The organism is Anatilimnocola aggregata (assembly GCF_007747655.1).
Lineage (GTDB): Bacteria > Planctomycetota > Planctomycetia > Pirellulales > Pirellulaceae > Anatilimnocola > Anatilimnocola aggregata.
In genome coordinates, this window is sequence record NZ_CP036274.1 from 2,661,246 (window position 1) to 2,678,907 (window position 17,662).

Annotated in this window: 15 protein-coding genes; 4 read left to right on the forward strand and 11 right to left on the reverse strand. The window is 56.5% G+C overall.

The window, feature by feature from the left end:
* Positions 1–284 precede the first annotated feature (284 nt).
* Positions 285–1,316: a hypothetical protein gene (locus ETAA8_RS10215; protein WP_145087921.1), complete on the reverse strand. Its 1,032-nt coding sequence runs from the start codon at positions 1,314–1,316 to the stop codon at positions 285–287.
* A 346-nt stretch (positions 1,317–1,662) separates the two neighbouring features.
* Between ETAA8_RS10215 and ETAA8_RS10220 the strand changes: the two genes are divergently transcribed.
* Both ETAA8_RS10220 and ETAA8_RS10225 read left to right on the forward strand, forming a co-directional pair.
* Positions 1,663–2,244, forward strand: coding sequence for a hypothetical protein (locus tag ETAA8_RS10220; protein WP_145087922.1), 582 nt, complete (start codon positions 1,663–1,665; stop codon positions 2,242–2,244).
* A gap of 36 nt (positions 2,245–2,280) precedes the next feature.
* Positions 2,281–3,651, forward strand: a complete 1,371-nt coding sequence (locus tag ETAA8_RS10225; RefSeq protein ID WP_145087923.1) for a Gfo/Idh/MocA family protein — start codon at positions 2,281–2,283, stop codon at positions 3,649–3,651.
* A 170-nt stretch (positions 3,652–3,821) separates the two neighbouring features.
* On the opposite strand, the gene ETAA8_RS10230 is transcribed toward ETAA8_RS10225, so the two are convergent.
* The 3 genes from ETAA8_RS10230 to ETAA8_RS10240 are packed head-to-tail and all read right to left on the reverse strand — an operon-like array spanning position 3,822 to position 8,163.
* Positions 3,822–4,907: a leucine-rich repeat domain-containing protein gene (locus tag ETAA8_RS10230; protein ID WP_145087924.1), complete on the reverse strand. Its 1,086-nt coding sequence runs from the start codon at positions 4,905–4,907 to the stop codon at positions 3,822–3,824.
* A complete protein-coding gene (locus tag ETAA8_RS10235; protein WP_145087925.1) occupies positions 4,904–6,169 on the reverse strand; it encodes a DUF1501 domain-containing protein in 1,266 nt (421 codons plus the stop codon). Before ETAA8_RS10235 ends, ETAA8_RS10230 begins: the two co-directional genes overlap by 4 nt.
* Positions 6,170–6,216: 47 nt before the next feature.
* Positions 6,217–8,163 (reverse strand): DUF1549 domain-containing protein, encoded by a 1,947-nt coding sequence (locus ETAA8_RS10240; RefSeq protein ID WP_145087926.1) that lies wholly within the window; start codon positions 8,161–8,163, stop codon positions 6,217–6,219.
* A 310-nt stretch (positions 8,164–8,473) separates the two neighbouring features.
* Between ETAA8_RS10240 and ETAA8_RS10245 the strand changes: the two genes are divergently transcribed.
* Positions 8,474–9,295, forward strand: coding sequence for a LamG domain-containing protein (locus tag ETAA8_RS10245; RefSeq protein ID WP_145087927.1), 822 nt, complete (start codon positions 8,474–8,476; stop codon positions 9,293–9,295).
* 153 nt (positions 9,296–9,448) lie between these two features.
* Here ETAA8_RS10245 and ETAA8_RS10250 read toward each other — a convergent pair whose 3' ends face one another.
* The 5 genes from ETAA8_RS10250 to ETAA8_RS10270 all read right to left on the reverse strand — a co-directional run bounded on the left by ETAA8_RS10250 (position 9,449) and on the right by ETAA8_RS10270 (position 14,626).
* A complete protein-coding gene (locus tag ETAA8_RS10250) occupies positions 9,449–9,742 on the reverse strand; it encodes a transposase (protein ID WP_145087928.1) in 294 nt (97 codons plus the stop codon).
* Positions 9,743–10,102: 360 nt separating this feature from the next.
* Positions 10,103–10,897 (reverse strand): response regulator, encoded by a 795-nt coding sequence (locus ETAA8_RS10255; RefSeq protein WP_202921724.1) that lies wholly within the window; start codon positions 10,895–10,897, stop codon positions 10,103–10,105.
* A 385-nt stretch (positions 10,898–11,282) separates the two neighbouring features.
* Positions 11,283–12,755 (reverse strand): circadian clock protein KaiC, encoded by a 1,473-nt coding sequence (kaiC, locus tag ETAA8_RS10260; protein ID WP_145087930.1) that lies wholly within the window; start codon positions 12,753–12,755, stop codon positions 11,283–11,285.
* The gene (locus tag ETAA8_RS10265) at positions 12,752–13,075 is read right to left on the reverse strand and encodes a circadian clock KaiB family protein (RefSeq protein ID WP_202921725.1); all 324 of its coding nucleotides are present in this window, start codon (positions 13,073–13,075) and stop codon (positions 12,752–12,754) included. Before ETAA8_RS10265 ends, kaiC begins: the two co-directional genes overlap by 4 nt.
* 45 nt (positions 13,076–13,120) lie before the next feature.
* A complete protein-coding gene (locus ETAA8_RS10270) occupies positions 13,121–14,626 on the reverse strand; it encodes a hybrid sensor histidine kinase/response regulator (RefSeq protein WP_145087932.1) in 1,506 nt (501 codons plus the stop codon).
* 318 nt (positions 14,627–14,944) lie between these two features.
* Here ETAA8_RS10270 and ETAA8_RS10275 point away from each other — a divergent pair, with 318 nt between their 5' ends.
* Complete coding sequence (locus tag ETAA8_RS10275; RefSeq protein WP_145087933.1) at positions 14,945–15,661, forward strand: Crp/Fnr family transcriptional regulator; 717 nt, start codon at positions 14,945–14,947, stop codon at positions 15,659–15,661.
* Between the two features lie 404 nt (positions 15,662–16,065).
* Here the strand turns inward: ETAA8_RS10275 and ETAA8_RS10280 are convergent, their stop codons facing one another.
* Together ETAA8_RS10280 and ETAA8_RS35240 are read right to left on the reverse strand one after the other, a co-directional pair.
* The gene (locus ETAA8_RS10280) at positions 16,066–16,626 is read right to left on the reverse strand and encodes a DUF1003 domain-containing protein (RefSeq protein WP_202921726.1); all 561 of its coding nucleotides are present in this window, start codon (positions 16,624–16,626) and stop codon (positions 16,066–16,068) included.
* 275 nt (positions 16,627–16,901) lie between these two features.
* The gene (locus tag ETAA8_RS35240) at positions 16,902–17,054 is read right to left on the reverse strand and encodes a hypothetical protein (RefSeq protein WP_238397726.1); all 153 of its coding nucleotides are present in this window, start codon (positions 17,052–17,054) and stop codon (positions 16,902–16,904) included.
* Positions 17,055–17,662: the final 608 nt, after the last annotated feature.

The following is a 17,662-nucleotide window of genomic DNA, read 5'->3' on the forward strand; positions in this document are numbered from 1 at the left end:
TGGTCAGTTGAGTACAGCCTGAGTACGATTTCGGTCGAGCTGCCGATATTATGAAAGCAACGGTGAGCACGTCGACCACCTACATTCACTCATTACACCCTTGCCCGCTGAGTTCTGGCCCAGTGGCTTCTTTTGAATGGCCTGTCATATTCAGAGCTACAACTCTTTGCCAAAATCTCCCTTGGAACCCAACGCGCCCTAGGTCTTGCACCCGCTTCAGCAATGGTCCTGACCAGCGGCACCCCAATTGACTGCGCCACCTCGCTGTTTTTAGTTTTGACCCTTTACGCGGCTCGCCACACGACGGGAGAGCTGTAATACCATTTCGCTGTTGTGCTTAGCTGGCGATAGTTGTTGCGAATCTGTTCGGCGTCGGCCTTGGCTTCTTTGACGGCCTTGGCGGAGGCGAGAAGCTGGGCACGCCAGGTGGCCATTCCAGGTCGCAGGCGCTCGATCAGGACCTTGACGCGTTTGAGTGAGGCGACGGCCTCGTTGAGTACTGCCCGCACGATGTCCACTTGCTTGAGCGCGTTATTGACTTCGTCTTGATCGAAGTACAGACCAACGACGCTGAGTCCCTTGGCGGCAGACTTGACGGCGCCCTGTTCCGCCGGCGTGAGCCACTTCCAATCTTCGATGCCGGCAGCGAGGATTTCGCCGTAATCGGCACCATCGGAAACGGTGTCGCGCAGCGGCGTGGTTTTGTCGGTGCCTAGCGCCTTGTCGAGTGCCCAGGTTCCCACGGCCACGCCCACACGCTTGATGACGGTCAGCTGAGGCAGAAAGACCAGGGTAGCGATCGTGATGCCGAGGTTGATCGCCTGCTGAATCCGCGCTTCGGTGGCATTCTTCTTGGCCTTCTCCAAGGCCGATTTCAGTTTTTGAATCTTCGGAAGCGCTTCGGCTGCCATCTGCTGGGCGTTGCGAAACTGCCCGGTGAGGTAGAGGTTCAATGCAGCGACGATCATCGCGCCCTTGAGGATGCCCGTTTCGATTCTCAGCGCTTCCTCGGCCATATCCCGAATGGCCTGAATATCCTGCAACTGGTCCTGGTTGATTTTTTTGCCGTTCTCGATCTGCTGGATGCCCCACGAGTAATCATGGCCGGCCTTTAAGAGAGTGTCGGCGTCGAGCGAGCCGAGTCCGGTGACGTAGGCCTGAGCACGAACCGGAACCATGTTCTTGTAACGATCCCAATCTGCCAGCGCTTCGTTCGCTTCGCGCGTTTTCGTGATCCATTCTTGGTAGGAACCTTGCCCAAGATATTCGTCGATCTTGGCCGGTGTTGCTTTTACGGGTTCAATGAGCCAAACCATGGCAGGATCCTATTAGTTCAAAGGCTGGGGTAGTTTCAGAAAGGAATGAAAGGGTCCAGGGGCAGCGAATGGCCACTCTGGAGCGGATGGGGGTTCAGTGATTCGGCCTCTGAGGGGGAATCAGTTAACTCAACCGCACTAAAGTCCGAGGCGTAGAATTCCGGGCTTTGTTACACGTCCTGCCGATTGTGTCAGGTTGCGGAGCCGCTTGAACCATCCTGGCTGATTAACGAGCCCATGAACACGCCTTCTCCGGGGCAGCTTTCGGTGCAGGCAATTGTCCCAGCCGTCGTCTATGTTACTGATAACGGTCTTTCCAAATGATGCCCGTCGGTATGAGGTTCACATGTTGCGCATGGTTGCTGTCAGTCTGCTGATGTCCGGATCGCTGTTGGTCGCCGCAGAGCCGAAGACTGCACAGCTCGCGGCCCCGCAAGACTGGGCGGGCGAAACCATTGCACTTCCGCCAGGGTTTGCTCCTGATATGAAGCTGAAAGGTACGGAGCATGTCCGGTTTGCCCCCGGGATGATGAAGCCGGAATCGGACTCATTCTTCTGCTATGCCTTTGTGTTCGAGCTAGAGCCGCAGCCCGCGCTGACGGAAGCTGTTGTCAAAGAGGAGTTTCTGAAATACTACCGAGGTCTGTGCAAGGCCGTTCTCCGGGGAAAACTCCCGGACGTCGATCCGTCTGATTTCGCGCTGGAACTGCAACTCGTCAAATCCGACACTGAGCCGGCGGTGTACACAGGCAAGCTGGATTGGGTCGAACCGTTCGCCACTAAGAAGTCGCAGAAGCTGAACCTGGAGATTCAGACCTGGGCCAGGAACGACCGTAACTACATCTTTGCGTGTGTCTCACCTCAGGCCCGCGATGCCGCGATCTGGAAACAACTCCACGCCATACGCACCGACTATTTGAAAAAGTGAATTGCCACTCCCATTCTCTCCCGAAGGACATCACCGATGACAGCTCAGCCTCAAGGATCGCGTCGCCAATTTCTTCAAGGCCTCGCCGCAGCAGGAACCGCGAGTGTTCTGCTGCCGTCTGCTAATCGCGCCTTCGGCTATCAGTCGGCGAACGACCGCCCGGTCTTCGCCACGATCGGCCTCCGTAATCAAGGTTGGGCGATCACTAGCAAGTCGTTCCGCTTCGCTGACTTCGCGGCTTTGGCCGACGTCGATGCGAACGTTCTCGGTGAAAACGTTGCCAAGGTAGAAAAGGGCCAGGGGAAAAAGCCCGACGCCTACGGTGATTACCGCAAGATCCTCGATCGCAAAGACATCGACGCCGTGATGATCGCCACCCCGGATCACTGGCATACGAAAATCGCGGTCGAAGCAATGAAGGCTGGCAAGGATGTCTACTGCGAAAAGCCACTCACGCTGACGATCGCGGAAGGCAAGCTCATCGAAAAAGTCGTTAAGGAGACTGGTCGCGTATTTCAGGTCGGCACGATGCAGCGAACCGAGAGTAATCATCGTTTCCTGCTGGCGATTGCGCTGATCAGAGCCGGCCGCATCGGAACCGTAAAAAAAGTGACCTGTGGAATCGACCACATGGAGTCGTCTCCAGTCATCCCCGAGGCTGCTGTGCCCACAGGGCTGGACTGGGACACCTGGCTCGGCCCGGCACCAAAGGTACCGTATCGGGCACTGCCTGAAGTCCGCAAAGGCTACGGCGGCGGCGTGCCGCTCTACAGTAACTGCCACTACGCGTTCCGCAACTGGCACGAATACTCGGGCGGCAAGCTCACTGACTGGGGCGCCCATCACGTCGACATCGCCTGCTGGGCGCTTGGCGCCACCGAAACGGGGCCGAGCAAAATCACGCCGGTGGACTACAAGTTGCCGGTGGAATACAAGAATGGGAACCCAGTCGTCGACGACCAGTACAACGCCGCGACTCGATTCAATATCCGCGTCGCCATGCCCAAAAACGTAGAGATGATCATCACGAGCGAGGGGGACAACGGCATTCTTTTTGAAGGCACGGAAGGGCGGTTCTTCGTCAACCGCGGAAAAGTCACCGGCAAGCCGGCTGAGCAGTTGAAGGATAATCCTCTGCCTGAAGGAGCGATTGAAGCCGTCTACGGAGGCAAAGTCAGTGCGAATCATACCGCGAACTTCATTGAAAGTATGAAGTCACGCCAGCAACCGATCTCCGATGTCTGGTCGCACAACCGGATGCTGGAAATCTGCCATCTCGCTAACATCGCGATGCGACTGGGCCGCGAACTAAATTGGAATCCGGCCAACCGGGAAATCGTTGGCGACGCGGAGGCCAACTCGTTCCTCGCACGAGAGAATCGGAAGGGGTTTGAAATCAACATGTAGCGCGGCGCAAGTTGACTCGTCTTTACCGCTTCTGGTGCATCATTAAGCGGGAAGGCACGCGTCAAGATTACGATTTCCCCGCAACGCCAAAAACCGACCGCGAAATCCAACGACGTCCCCGGCGACCAAGAGCAAAGACCGTTTAAATTGATCGGAAGCTGAGTGTCCGACTACTTGGAGTTGTCAATCAGCCGCTGAGCATCCATCACGCGTTGCTGAGAGCCGGCCACGATCCTCTGAGCGATCTCCAGCTTTTTCTTCGCATTTCGGGCCCGGTCGTGCAGTTGGCGGATCGTGTCGGCTTCGACTTTGGCTTCCTCTGCTATTTGTTGCGCATCAGCATAAGCAGATTGAGCCTGATCAGCAGTGGTCTTCGCAGTAGTTGCGGCCTGCTGCTTGGCCTCCGCCTGCTTGCCGAGATTGGCGTCGTCCGGCTTGACTGACGATTGTTTGAGGGCCTCTTGGGCAGTTCGTTCAGCGTCGCTGGCGAGTTTGTTGGCTTCGTCACGCTTCCGTTTTAGGTCTTCTGCAGCCGCCTTCGTGGACTCAGCTTGTTTCCTGGTGACTTCTTCGAATTGCTTCAAATACTCCTGATGCGGCGCAAGTTCGTCGAGATCGAATTGGACAATCGCGAGAGCGGTGCGAGCGTCTTCGAGTAGTGAAATCGAGGTGCGCTCGATGATCTCTGCCCGGACCAGGTCTACAGCGCGGTTCGGGATCACGGTGAGCTGAGGCTTGGATTGTGTGAGTTCGTGAACTGCTCGAGCAGTGACCACAGTATCACCGACTAACAGCAGCTTCAGCTTGGGAAGTTCCGCCAGGTGCTTGAGTCCGCTGTCGGTAACTTTGGTGCGGTAGAGCTGGAGCGATTCGAGATCTTCAAGTGGCTTGAGATGAGTCAGGCCTGCGTCGGTGATCGCCGTCTCGTCAAGCTGGAGGCGAAGCAGTTTTGGCAGTTTGGCGACGTGAATCAATCCAATGTCGGTGATCGCGGTTTGTTTGAGCCGGAGGACGGCCACGTGTGGCAATACGAGCAGGTCCTGCAGATGCTCATCACGCACGCGGTCGCCGGCGAACTGAAAATCGACTTCAAGCAGATCGCTCCCCCGCGACAAATACCGCACACACCCGCCGAGGCTCTCAATCCGCGCGAGTGCTTCTTCCGCGGTCTTGGCAGGTTGATAATTCGCTTTTTGCGCCGCTGCGAGTCCGCAATCGAAAAGCAACAAAACGCCGATGAGCCGGAGAGACATCATCCGAGGATCTCCGTGATCGGTTTGGCGATCTTATCGACGAGCGGCATCGGCCGCAGGCCCGGTGCGAGATACTCCTTCTTAATGTCGATGCCCAGCGCGAGGCAGAGCGTGGCCATGAAGTCTGCCGCTTTCACTGGCCGATCGACGATGCTGTTTCCTGGGTTTTTGCCGTCCTCGTTCGTTTTGCCGATGACTTGCCCGGTCTTCAGGCCGCCGCCAGCGAAGACGCTGCTCCAGGCCTGGCAGAAGTGGCCGTTGCCGTCGCCGGGAGAGCGCCCGAATTCACCCATCCAGACGACCAGCGTGTCGTCCAGCATGCCGCGAACCTTGAGATCGCGGATCAGCGTCGCCATGCCGGCGTCCATCCAAGGTGCTCGCGCGGCGATCGGCCGCGCTGCGCCGTCGTGATCGTCCCAGCCGCGATGAACGACCTCCACAAACGTGACGCCCGCTTCAATCAACCGCCGAGCAAGCAGACAGGACTGGCCAAACTTATGCTGGCCATAGGCATCGCGCAGGTTGGCCGGTTCTTCCTCGAGGCGAAACGCCTTCGCGCGGCGCGAGCGCATCAGTGTGACCGCGCGGTCATAGGCTGCCTGGCGGGTAATCACTGCAGGCTGCGGATAGCGCTCTAGAAAACGCCGTTCGCCCGCGGCGAGCAAATTCAATCTCGTATCGAGGTCGTCTCCCTGCGGCACGAGATTTTCGAGCCCTTGTGCGGGATCGTAAACGCTGAGCGGCATGTGCTCGGCACCGAGATACGCCGGCACGCTGCGATAAAGTCGACCACCGTCCGCGCGGTCATAACCTGCATCAATCGTCACGAACGGTGGCATATCGTGCCGCGGCAGCCCGACCTGCGACGACGCAATGCAGCCGATGGCCGGATGCTCGAAGGCCGTCGTCCGCTTGAAGCCGGTGTGCAGAAAATATTTCGCGTCGTAATGCCCGTTGATCTCGGTTGTCATCGACCGCACGAGGACGAGATCATCCATGCACTGCGCGAGTTGCGGCAGCTGTTCGACGATGTGAATGCCAGGCACCGCGGTCGGGGCAGGTTTGAAATCGCCGTTCACCTTGGGATCGAACGTATGCTGTTGGCTCGGGCCGCCATCCATCCAAAGCAGGATGCAGGACTTTCCCCGCGGTCGTTCGATGGCCGCGGAGGCGAGCGATTCAAACCACGGGACCGACACGCCGGAGAGGACGCCGGCCGCGGAGAGCTTCAGCCAGTCGCGGCGGGCGAGCGTTGGTCGTTCCATGATGTGCCTTTTTGCTAGGTGTGAATTGCGGTTAGGAACTGCAATGATTAACGCACGAGCACAAACTCGGTGCGGTTCACAAGCATCCACAAGATGCCGCGATAACCGGTGGCAGGATCTTTGGATTGCTGCACAAATCCCATCGCCTCCTGCGCTTCTTGCTCATCGGGCCCGCGCGAAAGCGTGCTGCGATAGAGCCACTCAATCGCCTGACCTGGCGTCATATCTGCCTCTGACTTGAGTAATCCGTCGAGTGTTTTGCTCCCCGCCAGCAAACGCCGATGGTTGATGAACGTAAGCATCTGCGACACGCCGTGCGTAAAGTCGGACGCGTCTTCTTTATTAGTGCCAAACTGGCGGTGGAACTCGCGATAGGCATCCGCCACAACCGCCGCCATGCCGGTGGCACTCTCCTTGTTCGCCGTCCGCAGGTCGAACTCCTTGTCCTCACCGTAAGCTTGCTTGAGCGAATCGAGGAGCATGTCCGCCGTCATCACCCGCAACGGCATCCTGCCAAAGGCGAACGTAAGAGCTTGACGCTGCTGCTCATCGACGTTGGGTTCGAGAAAACTGCTCCGCTGATACGCCTGCGACAGGCAGATGCAGCGAACCAGGTGCTTCACGTCATAGTTCGACGCAGCGAACTCATTCGCCAAGAGTTGCAACAGGCCTGGGTGCGACGGCGGATTCAATTCCCGCAGGTCGTCGATGGGATTCACTATGCCGCGAGCGAAGAAGTAGAACCATAGTCGGTTCGTGAATGCGCGGGAGAAGTACGAATTGTTCTTATCGACAAGCCAATCGACGAACAGCCCACGCGGATCGTCTTGCTTAATCGCGTCGAGCGGCTTGCTGCCCAAAAATGCCGCCGGAACAGTCGTTCCCTTCCGCTTGAAGGCCGATTCGGGAATTTCGATTGTTCCCGGCGATTTCGACGGTCCTTTGCCGATTTCGACCTTGTTGAAATCCGCCTGAGAACTGCCAAAGAACGCTGCGAGCGCCCAGTGTTCTTCTTGCGCCCAGGCCCGATACGGATCATCGTGGCACTGGGCGCACTGCAGTTGCACGCCCATAAAAAGTGAACCGACTGCGCGGGCGGTGCCATCCGGCGTCGAACGTCCACCCTGTCCAACAAGGCCGTAGAAAATCACTTGCGGCTGATTCTTGATTTCTCCTTGAACGGTAAGAATCTCGCGTGCGATCTTGCCCCACGATTCGTTCGCTACGACCTTCTTACCGAGCCATGCTCCGAACTCATTCGCCTGCCGATAGGGCTGGGTGCCGGCATTGTCATCGGAAGGTAACTCGGGGGGGCAAACCCAATCCCGCCAGGTTCGGCCGAACTGCTCCCCAAATCGCGGCGAGTCCAACAGCGCGTCGATTAACTTCGCTCGCTTGTCAGGGGCTAGGTCATCGAGAAATGCCACCGCTTGCTCTGCCGTGGGAACGCGCCCCGCCAGGTCGAGATAGAGCCGTCGCATGAACTCTTGGTCGTCACTCCGCGCCGCGGCAGTCAGGTTCGCCGCCTCCAGAAACGAATCGAGATGCCGATCGATCGCGCCGGCAACTTCCTGCGGCTCATGCCGTTGATCGGCGGACAGCAGCGGATCGACTTTCCCGGTCCGCTCCGCCACGGTCGGCAGCCCCGCATTGATCCAGGCTTTGATAATTGCCTTTTCACGCTCGTTCAACTTTTCTCGGTCATCACCGTCCGGCATCTCATCGCTGGCGATCCGTTGCCACAGCACACTTTTCTCGGCCCGCCCCTTCTCGATCACTACACCACTCTCACCGCCGGCCAGCATCGCCGGCAGCGTTCGCAAGTCGAGCTTGCCGAACTGCCGTAAGCCACCATGACAACCGAGGCAATGCTTTGTCAGGACCGGCAATACATCTCGCTCAAGCAGCGGCTCTGCGCCGTGCGCAATTAATCCGAGCGCTAGTATTTGCGCTATCGCAATCAGGGCAAGTCGAAGCTGCAATCGACCAATCATAAGCACCTCTCAACCGATTCGAGGTGACAACCGGCGGACACAAGCACAGCCGAGTTGGGTGGGAATCAATCGGTGGGGGACAAACAGCAGTGCAATATAAGCCGCGGTTGATGCAGTCGCAATCGAAAGCGTGCGTACGTAATAGAGCAGGAAATGAAGGCACGGCATTCCGCGATAAGCATCCCGAGTTTTTGTACCTTTCCGGTATGCAAATTGACCTAGGTCCCACTAGGATCAACCCTGTGGTGAGTGAGATTTTCCGTGTGAGACGACCACGCCTACGCCGTTCCTGGTTTTTGGAATCACCTACATGCTCACGGCTCAAGTTGGAAATTCGCCCGCATCGGGCGACGATCTGCGAAGTGCAGTAATCTTCTTTGCCTCTTTCGATGAAACGGTGAAGGCTGACATCGCGGGCGGACAGGCGACTCTAAATACCCGCTCCAATCACCCGACCGAGCCTGGTCGATTCGTCTTTGATTCGGGTTTTAACGAGCAAGTGTTCCGCATCTCCAAAGACAAAGGAATTAGTGGCGGAGCACTGGAAGTGGTCGACGTACTGCCCAACAACGGGCGAATCTATTTTCCCGCTCAAGGAAATCTGCCGTTTGATCCAAAAGGATGGAATGGCGCGCTCTCGGTCTGGTGCAAGACAGATCCCAACCAACTGCTGAAGACCACGTTTTGCGATCCTATCCAAATCACTGAAAAAGGAGCCAACAACGGCGGCCTGTGGTTCGACTTCAACAATGCGAAACCTCGCGACATGCGTCACGGTGCGTTCCCGGCGGTACCCACCAAGGAAAAGCCAATCGCGGAAGACGATCCTAAAGCCCCGATCGTTCTGGTACCCAAGATCGACTGGAAAGCGGACGCTTGGCACCACGTTGTGTTGACCTGGTCTGGCTTCGACACCGGCAAGAGCGATGCAGTTTCCCAAATTTACATCGACAGCAAGCTGATTGGCGCGATTCGCGACTGCCCAATTGCCATGCAATGGGACCTGGAGAAGACCGGCATCTACGTGGCCGTCAACTACATTGGGCTGCTCGACGAGCTCGCAATCTTCCGTCGCGCACTTTCTGCAAATGAAGTCTTGCGGTTGTACCGCGAACCGGCGTTTCTGAAATGACAGGCAGATTTTGTGTTCGCTGTGACTGGAAGGGAACCCGGTTAAAGAAAACGACCGCGCGCTACGCCACGAGCGCAACGACCCTAGTTCACACCATCCGTCGGGAGACGTGCGTGTGCGGGTAGGTGCCGCTTGTACGATATCTTGCGTAGGCTAGTCGCTCCCTGACGCTCCATTCTTACCGACCGAAATCCGGCGTCTGATCTGGTTCACGTTGCCTTGGCGGTCTTTTACTGAAACGGTCAGTGTGCCACGCTCCAGCGTCGTGATCGGCGTCTTGAGGGTCAACTGCCACACGCCTTCGGCGCTGGGCACGAACCGCACAGCCAGCTTGTCGCCGGCCGCGATGCCGTCCAAGATTCGCCGCCTACCGATCTCCAACTCGCGGCCGCGCGGCTTTGGCGCTGGCAGCGACCGCTCAATCACCTGCCATTCCGCATCAGTCAATTCACTCGGTTAGACGGCGTCCATGCCTTGCGCTCCTCGATAAAACTGATCAAGATCAAACCGTACCATTCCTCTCCAACAACTGAACTGGTCACAGAAAAACCGCTCGCGTTATGCTACGAAAAAAACATTTTCAGACAGCCTTCCAGGGATTTCCTGCAAACGGAGTCCTTCAATCTCCGCTTCTGCGATCCGAAGTTGGCGAATCCGATCACTGAGGGTGTGTTTGTGCAAAGGTGCATTGCACAGTGAGCGACCGGATGACAGTTTGACATCGGAAGATCAAGAAGCGAGTCGAGCGAGTTTTTGCCAGACAAATACGGAACTGTTTCGAGTTCCGTATTTGTCTGAAGCGAATACTTAGCCAATGGGTGTGGCTACCGCGGGTGCCGACACGAGTTCTTGTGCCAACCGCCGCGCGTTGATTGGTTTGGTGTACCACCGATCCACGCCACCAGGTCCGAGGGAAACGCCTGCCTCGTACCGTTCCATCCCGCTGACGGCGTACACACGCAGGCCATCGAATTCCGATTGCTCACGCAGCATTCGAATCGTCGCCGGTCCGTCCAGTTCCGGCATGTTCATATCCATCAGGACAAAGTCAGGTTTGCCGTTCTTACGGAGATGATCAAGGGCCTGTCGGCCATTTGCGACCACCGCCGCGTCACAGCCATAGCTGCCCAACAGCTCTGCCAGCAACTGACCTTCGTTGGCGTTGTCCTCGACGATCAGCACGTGCGGTGTCTGCTTCATGGCGCTTGCGGCCGGACTTTCGCAGTTGGCCAATTCATCATTGATGGTTTGAAAGGCGCGCAACGTATGCTGAATCAGGGATTCGACTTCATCCCACCTCCCTGCATCAATGCGCCTTTGCAGAACTTGGAGACCCAGGCAGGCGACATTTAGTCGGTCGCGAACATCGTGTCGAAATCGCTTCAGGGCTTCTTCAGCAGGCCCATTGACGAGACGCTTCGTATTCTCCGCTGTTTTTGCGATCTCGGCCGACTGGAGCAATTCGCCGCGCAGAACAGGCACTTCCGGCGGAGCGACGACGCCGAGGCGAATTACCTTGCCGCCCGTCCGGATGACTTGGACTTCAATTCCCAAGTTTGGAAAACAAACCTTCTCGTCTTGCCGACGTGACAACACCAACATGGCAACCATTCCTTAATTGGTTTCACAGACCCGAGAGATGCCTTGAATGTGCCGCCAAGCCAGTGGTGGATTCACCATTGGCAACGGCTTGTAACACCGAGATGCGATTCGCGGTGAGCAATTTGGCCAAGACACCACGTTCAAGCTGCCTGCCACTATGGAAGGCACTGCTCGAACTGGAAAGAGGTAGAAAACCGGACCGTCCTTGGTTGCCATCTAAATTGATGGTGGGGAATCCTTCCCAGGCGACTACTCGATCCGTCATGACAAATATTGTTTCAAGTCGCAATAAATTACAATAGAAGTTTCTTTGTTTTTGTGATATATGAATGAAAATTTCATCATGCTGTCCGAATTAACTGCAAAGGACAGCGTGATCCGGTCGTCACGACACCGAGGCGATTCCGAGCAGCGCCGTCGGCACATGCACGAAAGGCTCGCCGATCTCCAGCCCCTCATCGTTGATGCTGAACTCGTGGAATTGTTTGTCGTGTTGCGAGCCGCGCATCTTGATGATGATCACGCCCCGGCTCAGCGCGCCATTACGCTCGACGTATCGAAGCAGGACGATGGCATCGGTGATGGTGGAGATGTGGGCGTCGGTGATCGAAATACCACCGGACAAACTGGGCGATGAACTGGTAAACAAACTGCAAACTTGTTGTTGCTTCACGAAGCCGGTGAGGCCGATCACAAACTCGCGGAAGTGGCGGACACTGCCGATCCGTTCCAAGGCGGAGATGCTGTCCAGAACGAGGCGCGAGGGGCGGAATTGTTCAATCTCGCGCTGAATGGCGTAAACGTGCCCCTCAAATCCTTGTGCTTCGGGATACTGGCAAACCATCTTGAGAAGGCCCGCCCGTTCCCATTCTGCGAAATCGCTGCCCCAGGCAGCGGCATTGCGCATTAATTGCGGTCGTGATTCCTCGTAGCCGAGGTAGAGCACGCGCTCGCCGCGGCGACACGCTTCGGACGCAAACGTGGTAGCCATCAATGTCTTGCCGCAGCCGGTTGGACCGCTAAACAAAATTACTGAATCCTGGAATAGACCTCCTCCGGCCATCTCGTCGAACTTAGCGTTGCCGAAGCTAATGCGATCTGCCGTCGAAGCCTGGGTGAGTTCCAATTGTGCCGCCGAAAGGGGCAAAATGCAGAAGCCTTTAGATTCGATTGAAAAAGGGAACTCGTCCTTATAATGCCGATCGCCACGCAGCTTATAAATCTGAATCGTCCGCCGAACTTTTTCGTCCGAGAGTTGATGCCGCAAAATGATCACGCAGTCTGACACGAACTCCTCGATTCCATGCCGCGTGACTGAGCCGTATTCTTCCATCCGTTCGGCAGTCATGACCGAGGTTACACCTAACTCCTGCAAATGATCGGTCAGGCGCAGGATCTCGCGACGCAGGATGCCGGGGTTTTCGAACTGATAGAAGAGCGCTCCCAGCGAATCAAGCACCACTAGCTTCGCGTCGATCTCCTTCACCGCGTCGGTGATCTGGCTAATGATGCCCGAGAGATCATAGCCGCCTGCCTCGACGACCGATCGGTCGAGCGACGCATCGAGAATAATGAGTTTTTTGTCGCGGACTAACACCGGTAGATCCCAGCCGAGACGCTGAACATTTCTGGCAATGTCCGCCGGCTTCTCCTCGAAAGTAACAAAGACCGCTTGCCTTCCGTAGACGGTTATTGCGCGATATAGCAGTTCGGTGGCAAACAGCGTCTTCCCAGAACCGGATGTGCCGACCAGCAGGGTGTTGCGCCCCTCCACGAGTCCGCCCATGCTGACATGTTCAAAACCGCGAATCCCTGTCTCCAGTCGGCAAATTGGCTCGACTTCCAGAATTTCGTTCATCGTTCTTCCCCCGCGGTGCGTGAAGTGGAGACGATGGCACTATCGTCATTTCCAATGAGTCCCAATTGATCGAGAACCTTAGCGGCCTCTGATAGGTCGCCGAGAATCCTGACCACCGGGAGCGGATGTTCCCGAACCAGCATGGGAGTAGCGACGATCCGATGCTCGCGGGCTTGGCGGGGTTCTTTAAGAATATCCACCACCGTTAACGTGCACCCACCCTCCAGTCGAGGGCGAACCAGTCGATCGAAATTCGCCAGTGCACGAACGGCAAGTTCGCTTCCTCCTGCGATAAAAAACGTGTACACGTGTTTTTCCATGAATCTTACCATTGGTCGTATGTCACACTTCGCGGACTAACTGCGTTACACACCGCCGTTGGTCCTGGAACCAGCACGCTCTAACCGGCAAGTTTCCAGACGCCGTAACAATTCGGGCAAATTAACCGGCTTGACCAGGTGATCATCGAAACCGGCGTCTAGCGCACGCTGGACATCCTCAGGAGTTCCGTAGCCAGTCAGAGCGATCATGTGCGGCGGAGTTCCTTCGGCTTCACGCCGAACACGCCGAGCCAATTCGTAACCATCCATTGCCGGCAGGCCAATATCAATGAGCGCCACGTCGGGGCGTCGTTCCAATACCGCGTTCAAACCCGACAGGCCATCTGCCGCTTCGATGACATGATGCCCGTCATCCTCCAACAACATGCGAAGCATCAGGCGGGCATCATCGCTATCCTCTACCAACAGCACCCTGAGTGAGTTGGTAACTTGGTCGGCCGCTTGCTCCGACAACTTCGACTCACAAGCAATTAACGGCAGTCGGACTGAGAAGGTCACACCGCAACCGTCGTCGTTGGCGCAAACGTCGATCGAGCCACCGTGCAGGTGGACGAATGTGCGAACCAGCATCAGTCCGATGCCTAATCCGCCGTCACTGCGGGCCAGTGTCTGTGCACCCTGCACAAACGGATCAAAAATCCGGGGCAAGAGCTCGGCTGGAATGCCAGGGCCATTGTCGCGGACGGTGATCTCAACTTCGGTTGCCTGCTGCGCTGCGCACAAAGTGATTTTTCCACCGTGCGGAGTGAACTTGATTGCGTTAACAAGCAGGTTGACAACAATTTGCTCGAGCCGTGTTGGGTTACCCCAGACCCACATTTCTTGCTCAGGCAGGTCAGCCGTAAACCTGTGCCCTCGTTGCGTGATGAGGGACGAGACGGCCTCGACCGCATCGGTGAGCACTCGATGCAGCGCCACTCGTTCCGAGACGATCGACAACTTTCCTCGCAGGACGCGGGTCACGTCCAACAGGTCGTCGAGAATTCGAGTGAGGTGGCCGAATTGGCGATTGAGTACTGCGGAAGCTTCGCGGCGGGATTGCGGACCAAGATTGTCCTTGGCCAGCAACACGGCCGAGCTCTGAATCGCAGCCAGCGGATTGCGTAACTCGTGCGAGAGCATTGCCAGAAATTCATCGCGCTGGCGCGTTTCGTTTCGCGCTTCAGACACACTCTGATGGTATGCAGTGACATCTTTGAGTCGCAGCAGCAGCGTCCCCTCTGGACCATCGGTGAGCGGTTCGATCCGCAGCTCGACCAGCCGGAGCCGGTCGTCACGTGATATGACGTTCACATGAATCGGCTGGTGACTAGGAACCGAGGGGAGGTCAAACTTCTCCCCGACCAATTCGGTCGGCCCACGCCCGAGCAGAAACTCAGCGGCGGCATTGGCATAGCCGATCACGGCACCGGGATCGAGAAAAACAACCCCTTCTTCGGCATCAGCGACAATCGCCTCGAACCGTTTGCGGCCCACCTGCGGATGATGAGGCTCACTGCGCAAACTTCTCTTGCGCCGATCATCAGTCATTCTGGAAACTCCTTCTTCCGACACGAGTCGCAACCTCCGCGGCCCCTCCTTAACCGACGCAATCCCTCATCCTGCCCCTGCCGCAAGCCGACATATTTTCAAGGCGAACCAGTGGGTTGCGATGTCGATAAACTAGTGACGCGATGGCGTACCGTCAAGTACTTGACGGTAAAGTAGTTGACAGAGGAACCTCGGTAACTGGCGATTAGTATTTCGGTCGGTTTTTGGTACAATAAATGCGTACTGCAGTTGTCAGCGTGAGAAACATTTGTCCACGCACGACGGCTTTGGCAGGCGCAACGCAGGAGATTGAAGCCAATGACCGCTTTTGGTAATCGCCAGACGGGTAATCGTTTGTTGGATCAGCTTCCGCCGGACGAGCTGGCAAGCCTGTCAAAACGAATGGAGCATCAGAAATTACCGCTGCGCGAGACGCTGCTAGCGAATAGAGCGCCGCTCCAATATGCCTATTTCCCACTGACGAATGTCTTGTCAACGATCGTTGTGTTGCGTGACGGCTCCGCAGTCGAGGCCGCAGCAATCGGCAACGAGGGGGTCGCGGGGGTCGGGCTGTTGGTTGGCGAGCGTGTAAGTTCTTACTCGCTTGTCCAGCAAGTTGAAGGGGAGTGCCTAAGAGTGCCGGCAGCCCATTTCCAAAACATGTTGCGAGAGAGCCCGCAGTTAAGAACTCTCGTCGAGCGGTATGCGTTCATTCTGTTGCGACAGTGTGCTCAAAATGCCGCCTGCAATGCACGGCACGACGGTTCGAAGCGACTTTCGCGTTGGCTGCTCGCCTGTGCCGACCGCGCTGGTCGCGACGAGTTCGACTTTACTCAGGACTCTCTCGGAGTGATGCTCGGCATCAGCCGGCAAAGCGTGAGCGCCGTGATTCAATCACTCAAGCAGCAAGCATTGATCAGTTACAGCCGGCGCCACCTGCAGATCTTAGATCGCTCACGCCTACAGCAAAGCGCCTGCGAGTGTTATGAAGTTGCAGTCGCAAATTATAACGAGTTGATGCAACCCGCGGCGTGATTTTGACTGCGGACTAATCTGCTCTGCTGGATTCAAAGCGCCCACGATCACTTTCGGCGACGAGATAGGCACGGAGGAAGTTGCACGAAGGTAAAGGGCTAGGCACGGATTTCTTCACTGCCGCCGTTCGCGGAAGATCGAGATTACGACAGTAATCCATGGTTGCGGATCGGCCCGTCAGACGACGTTTCGCAACGACGATCGCCTGAAATTGATATCGAGCGAAAGCTCGATATCGACTATTTCGCACGGGCAAAAGCTATCTGCTTAAAATACGCGGCCTGCAAACGCACGTGGAAGTCGGCAGTGATATCGTAGCCCAAAGCCAACAATATCTGGCCGTATATTCAAATCGCAAACGACCGCTGCCCATCCCACCTCCTACCCAAATTTGCCGGAAGAACTCACGCTGCACGACGCTCTTGATCCGTAGGCATCGCAGGCATTGCATCATTGGCCACGAACGCGCGTTCCAGCTCTTGCATGATGGCGAGAATCGGAATCTCCTTCACCATCTCTTGCAATTCTCGATCTTCACTGATTCGCTTCATGCCCAGATGGTACCTGATGGACTGCGCCATCTGCAGCATTTTGGTCGTTTCCTGCTCAGTGAGCATGCCCAATTGCAGGCCAGCGTGCGCCCATTGCTCGGCCTGGTGCGTCTGTCGCTTTTGGCTCATCAGGATAAACATCGAAAGCAACGTAGCTTCGAAGGCGATGCACAGCCCTAGAAAACTGAACGGATAGGGGTCGAAGTGGGAGATGCCGAAGCACTGACAAGTGTTGACGACAATCCAGCCGACAAACCAGACAATGTGGCCCAAAAAGAAAAGGGGGCTGGAGGCGATCGACGTGATTCGATCGCTTATGCAAGCGACCGTCGTACGCTGGCGGTGGAATTCTTGTTCCAACTCGGCAATCGAGTCGATGTTCCGCCGGAGTGCTTCGGAAATCAGCGTGGGCATTGCTGGGCACCAGGCAAGTAAAACGCCACCGCACGTCTGAATCATTCGTCTCCAACATAGTCGACAATTTTCGTGGCCGACTGGACTCGCATTTTTCCTAAGAGCGTTTTATGAAGAAACTTTGGCGGGCGAGATTGTGTTGCTGTGTGAGCTTCGCTCTCCGAGGCAGTCGTTGATTTTCTGCAGACCTGCATCCGTAAAGTGGCGTTGAAGTCGGGCGCCCCCCCGAATGGAAGGGTCGATACAGGGGGCAGCGACGTAACGATCGTGGTCAGTTAGCGGAGGACTTTCCCGCTGGGCTTCTGCGTGAACTTCACAAAGCGAGTTCGTTCCTTGGGCGTGACCGTGATGCGTTTCGGCAATTTCGACCTGAGAATCTGGTTCTCGAACTTCGAATATCTGATCTGGCGAGCGAGCTCCTTCTGCATGGCCACGGGCGATCACTTGCAGGAGAGACTGAAAGACGTTGACCATCGAACTATACTGGACTTGATGCAACGAAAGACTGGAGTGCGTTCGTTTTTGCACCCCGCCGGGACCGTCGGCAATCCGAACCATACGCCGATTTCGGTCGCTCGGTCGGTATGAGTTCAGCCCGATGGGCAGCGCATGCGAAGTTCACAACAAAACAGAAAGCGCAAAGAATTCTCTACCTCTGTTAACCGGATGCTCTAAAAGTTCGAAGAGGGTTGCGACCGTTTGGGGGACCGATCGGTACTCGGAATCAGCAGGTCATGCTATCAAAAGTACTTAGGGAAATCGCAATAGAGAGTACTGTGACGTAGAGGAGGGTTGTGCACAGGGAGGGTTTATCGACATCGTGAGGTTGGCCTCAAAAGCGCTACCGCCAACGTGTGCGATCGACGAGGAGTCGCTGTTTCTAACTGGCCAAACACCAGCTCAGCCGCTTGCCGGGGCAACTCACCCCGCGTGAGTCAGTCGCCAACAACTGCTTCAACTTCGCCCCTCAAAGACTGTTTCGAGCCAGTGCAGCCCGAACCGATCTGCCGGTCGCGACGCCGACTTTCGGGTTGTG

Coding starts and splice junctions, on each gene's coding strand:
- ETAA8_RS35240 (WP_238397726.1), bottom strand. CDS start 17,054: ATGCAGAAGGAGCTCGCTCGCCAGATCAGATATTCGAAGTTCGAGAAC.
- kaiC (WP_145087930.1), bottom strand. CDS start 12,755: ATGAACGAAATTCTGGAAGTCGAGCCAATTTGCCGACTGGAGACAGGG.
- ETAA8_RS10265 (WP_202921725.1), bottom strand. CDS start 13,075: ATGGAAAAACACGTGTACACGTTTTTTATCGCAGGAGGAAGCGAACTT.
- ETAA8_RS10215 (WP_145087921.1), bottom strand. CDS start 1,316: ATGGTTTGGCTCATTGAACCCGTAAAAGCAACACCGGCCAAGATCGAC.
- ETAA8_RS10245 (WP_145087927.1), top strand. CDS start 8,474: ATGCTCACGGCTCAAGTTGGAAATTCGCCCGCATCGGGCGACGATCTG.
- ETAA8_RS10240 (WP_145087926.1), bottom strand. CDS start 8,163: ATGATTGGTCGATTGCAGCTTCGACTTGCCCTGATTGCGATAGCGCAA.
- ETAA8_RS10280 (WP_202921726.1), bottom strand. CDS start 16,626: ATGCCCACGCTGATTTCCGAAGCACTCCGGCGGAACATCGACTCGATT.
- ETAA8_RS10235 (WP_145087925.1), bottom strand. CDS start 6,169: ATGGAACGACCAACGCTCGCCCGCCGCGACTGGCTGAAGCTCTCCGCG.
- ETAA8_RS10275 (WP_145087933.1), top strand. CDS start 14,945: ATGACCGCTTTTGGTAATCGCCAGACGGGTAATCGTTTGTTGGATCAG.
- ETAA8_RS10220 (WP_145087922.1), top strand. CDS start 1,663: ATGTTGCGCATGGTTGCTGTCAGTCTGCTGATGTCCGGATCGCTGTTG.
- ETAA8_RS10225 (WP_145087923.1), top strand. CDS start 2,281: ATGACAGCTCAGCCTCAAGGATCGCGTCGCCAATTTCTTCAAGGCCTC.
- ETAA8_RS10270 (WP_145087932.1), bottom strand. CDS start 14,626: ATGACTGATGATCGGCGCAAGAGAAGTTTGCGCAGTGAGCCTCATCAT.
- ETAA8_RS10230 (WP_145087924.1), bottom strand. CDS start 4,907: ATGATGTCTCTCCGGCTCATCGGCGTTTTGTTGCTTTTCGATTGCGGA.
- ETAA8_RS10255 (WP_202921724.1), bottom strand. CDS start 10,897: ATGTTGGTGTTGTCACGTCGGCAAGACGAGAAGGTTTGTTTTCCAAAC.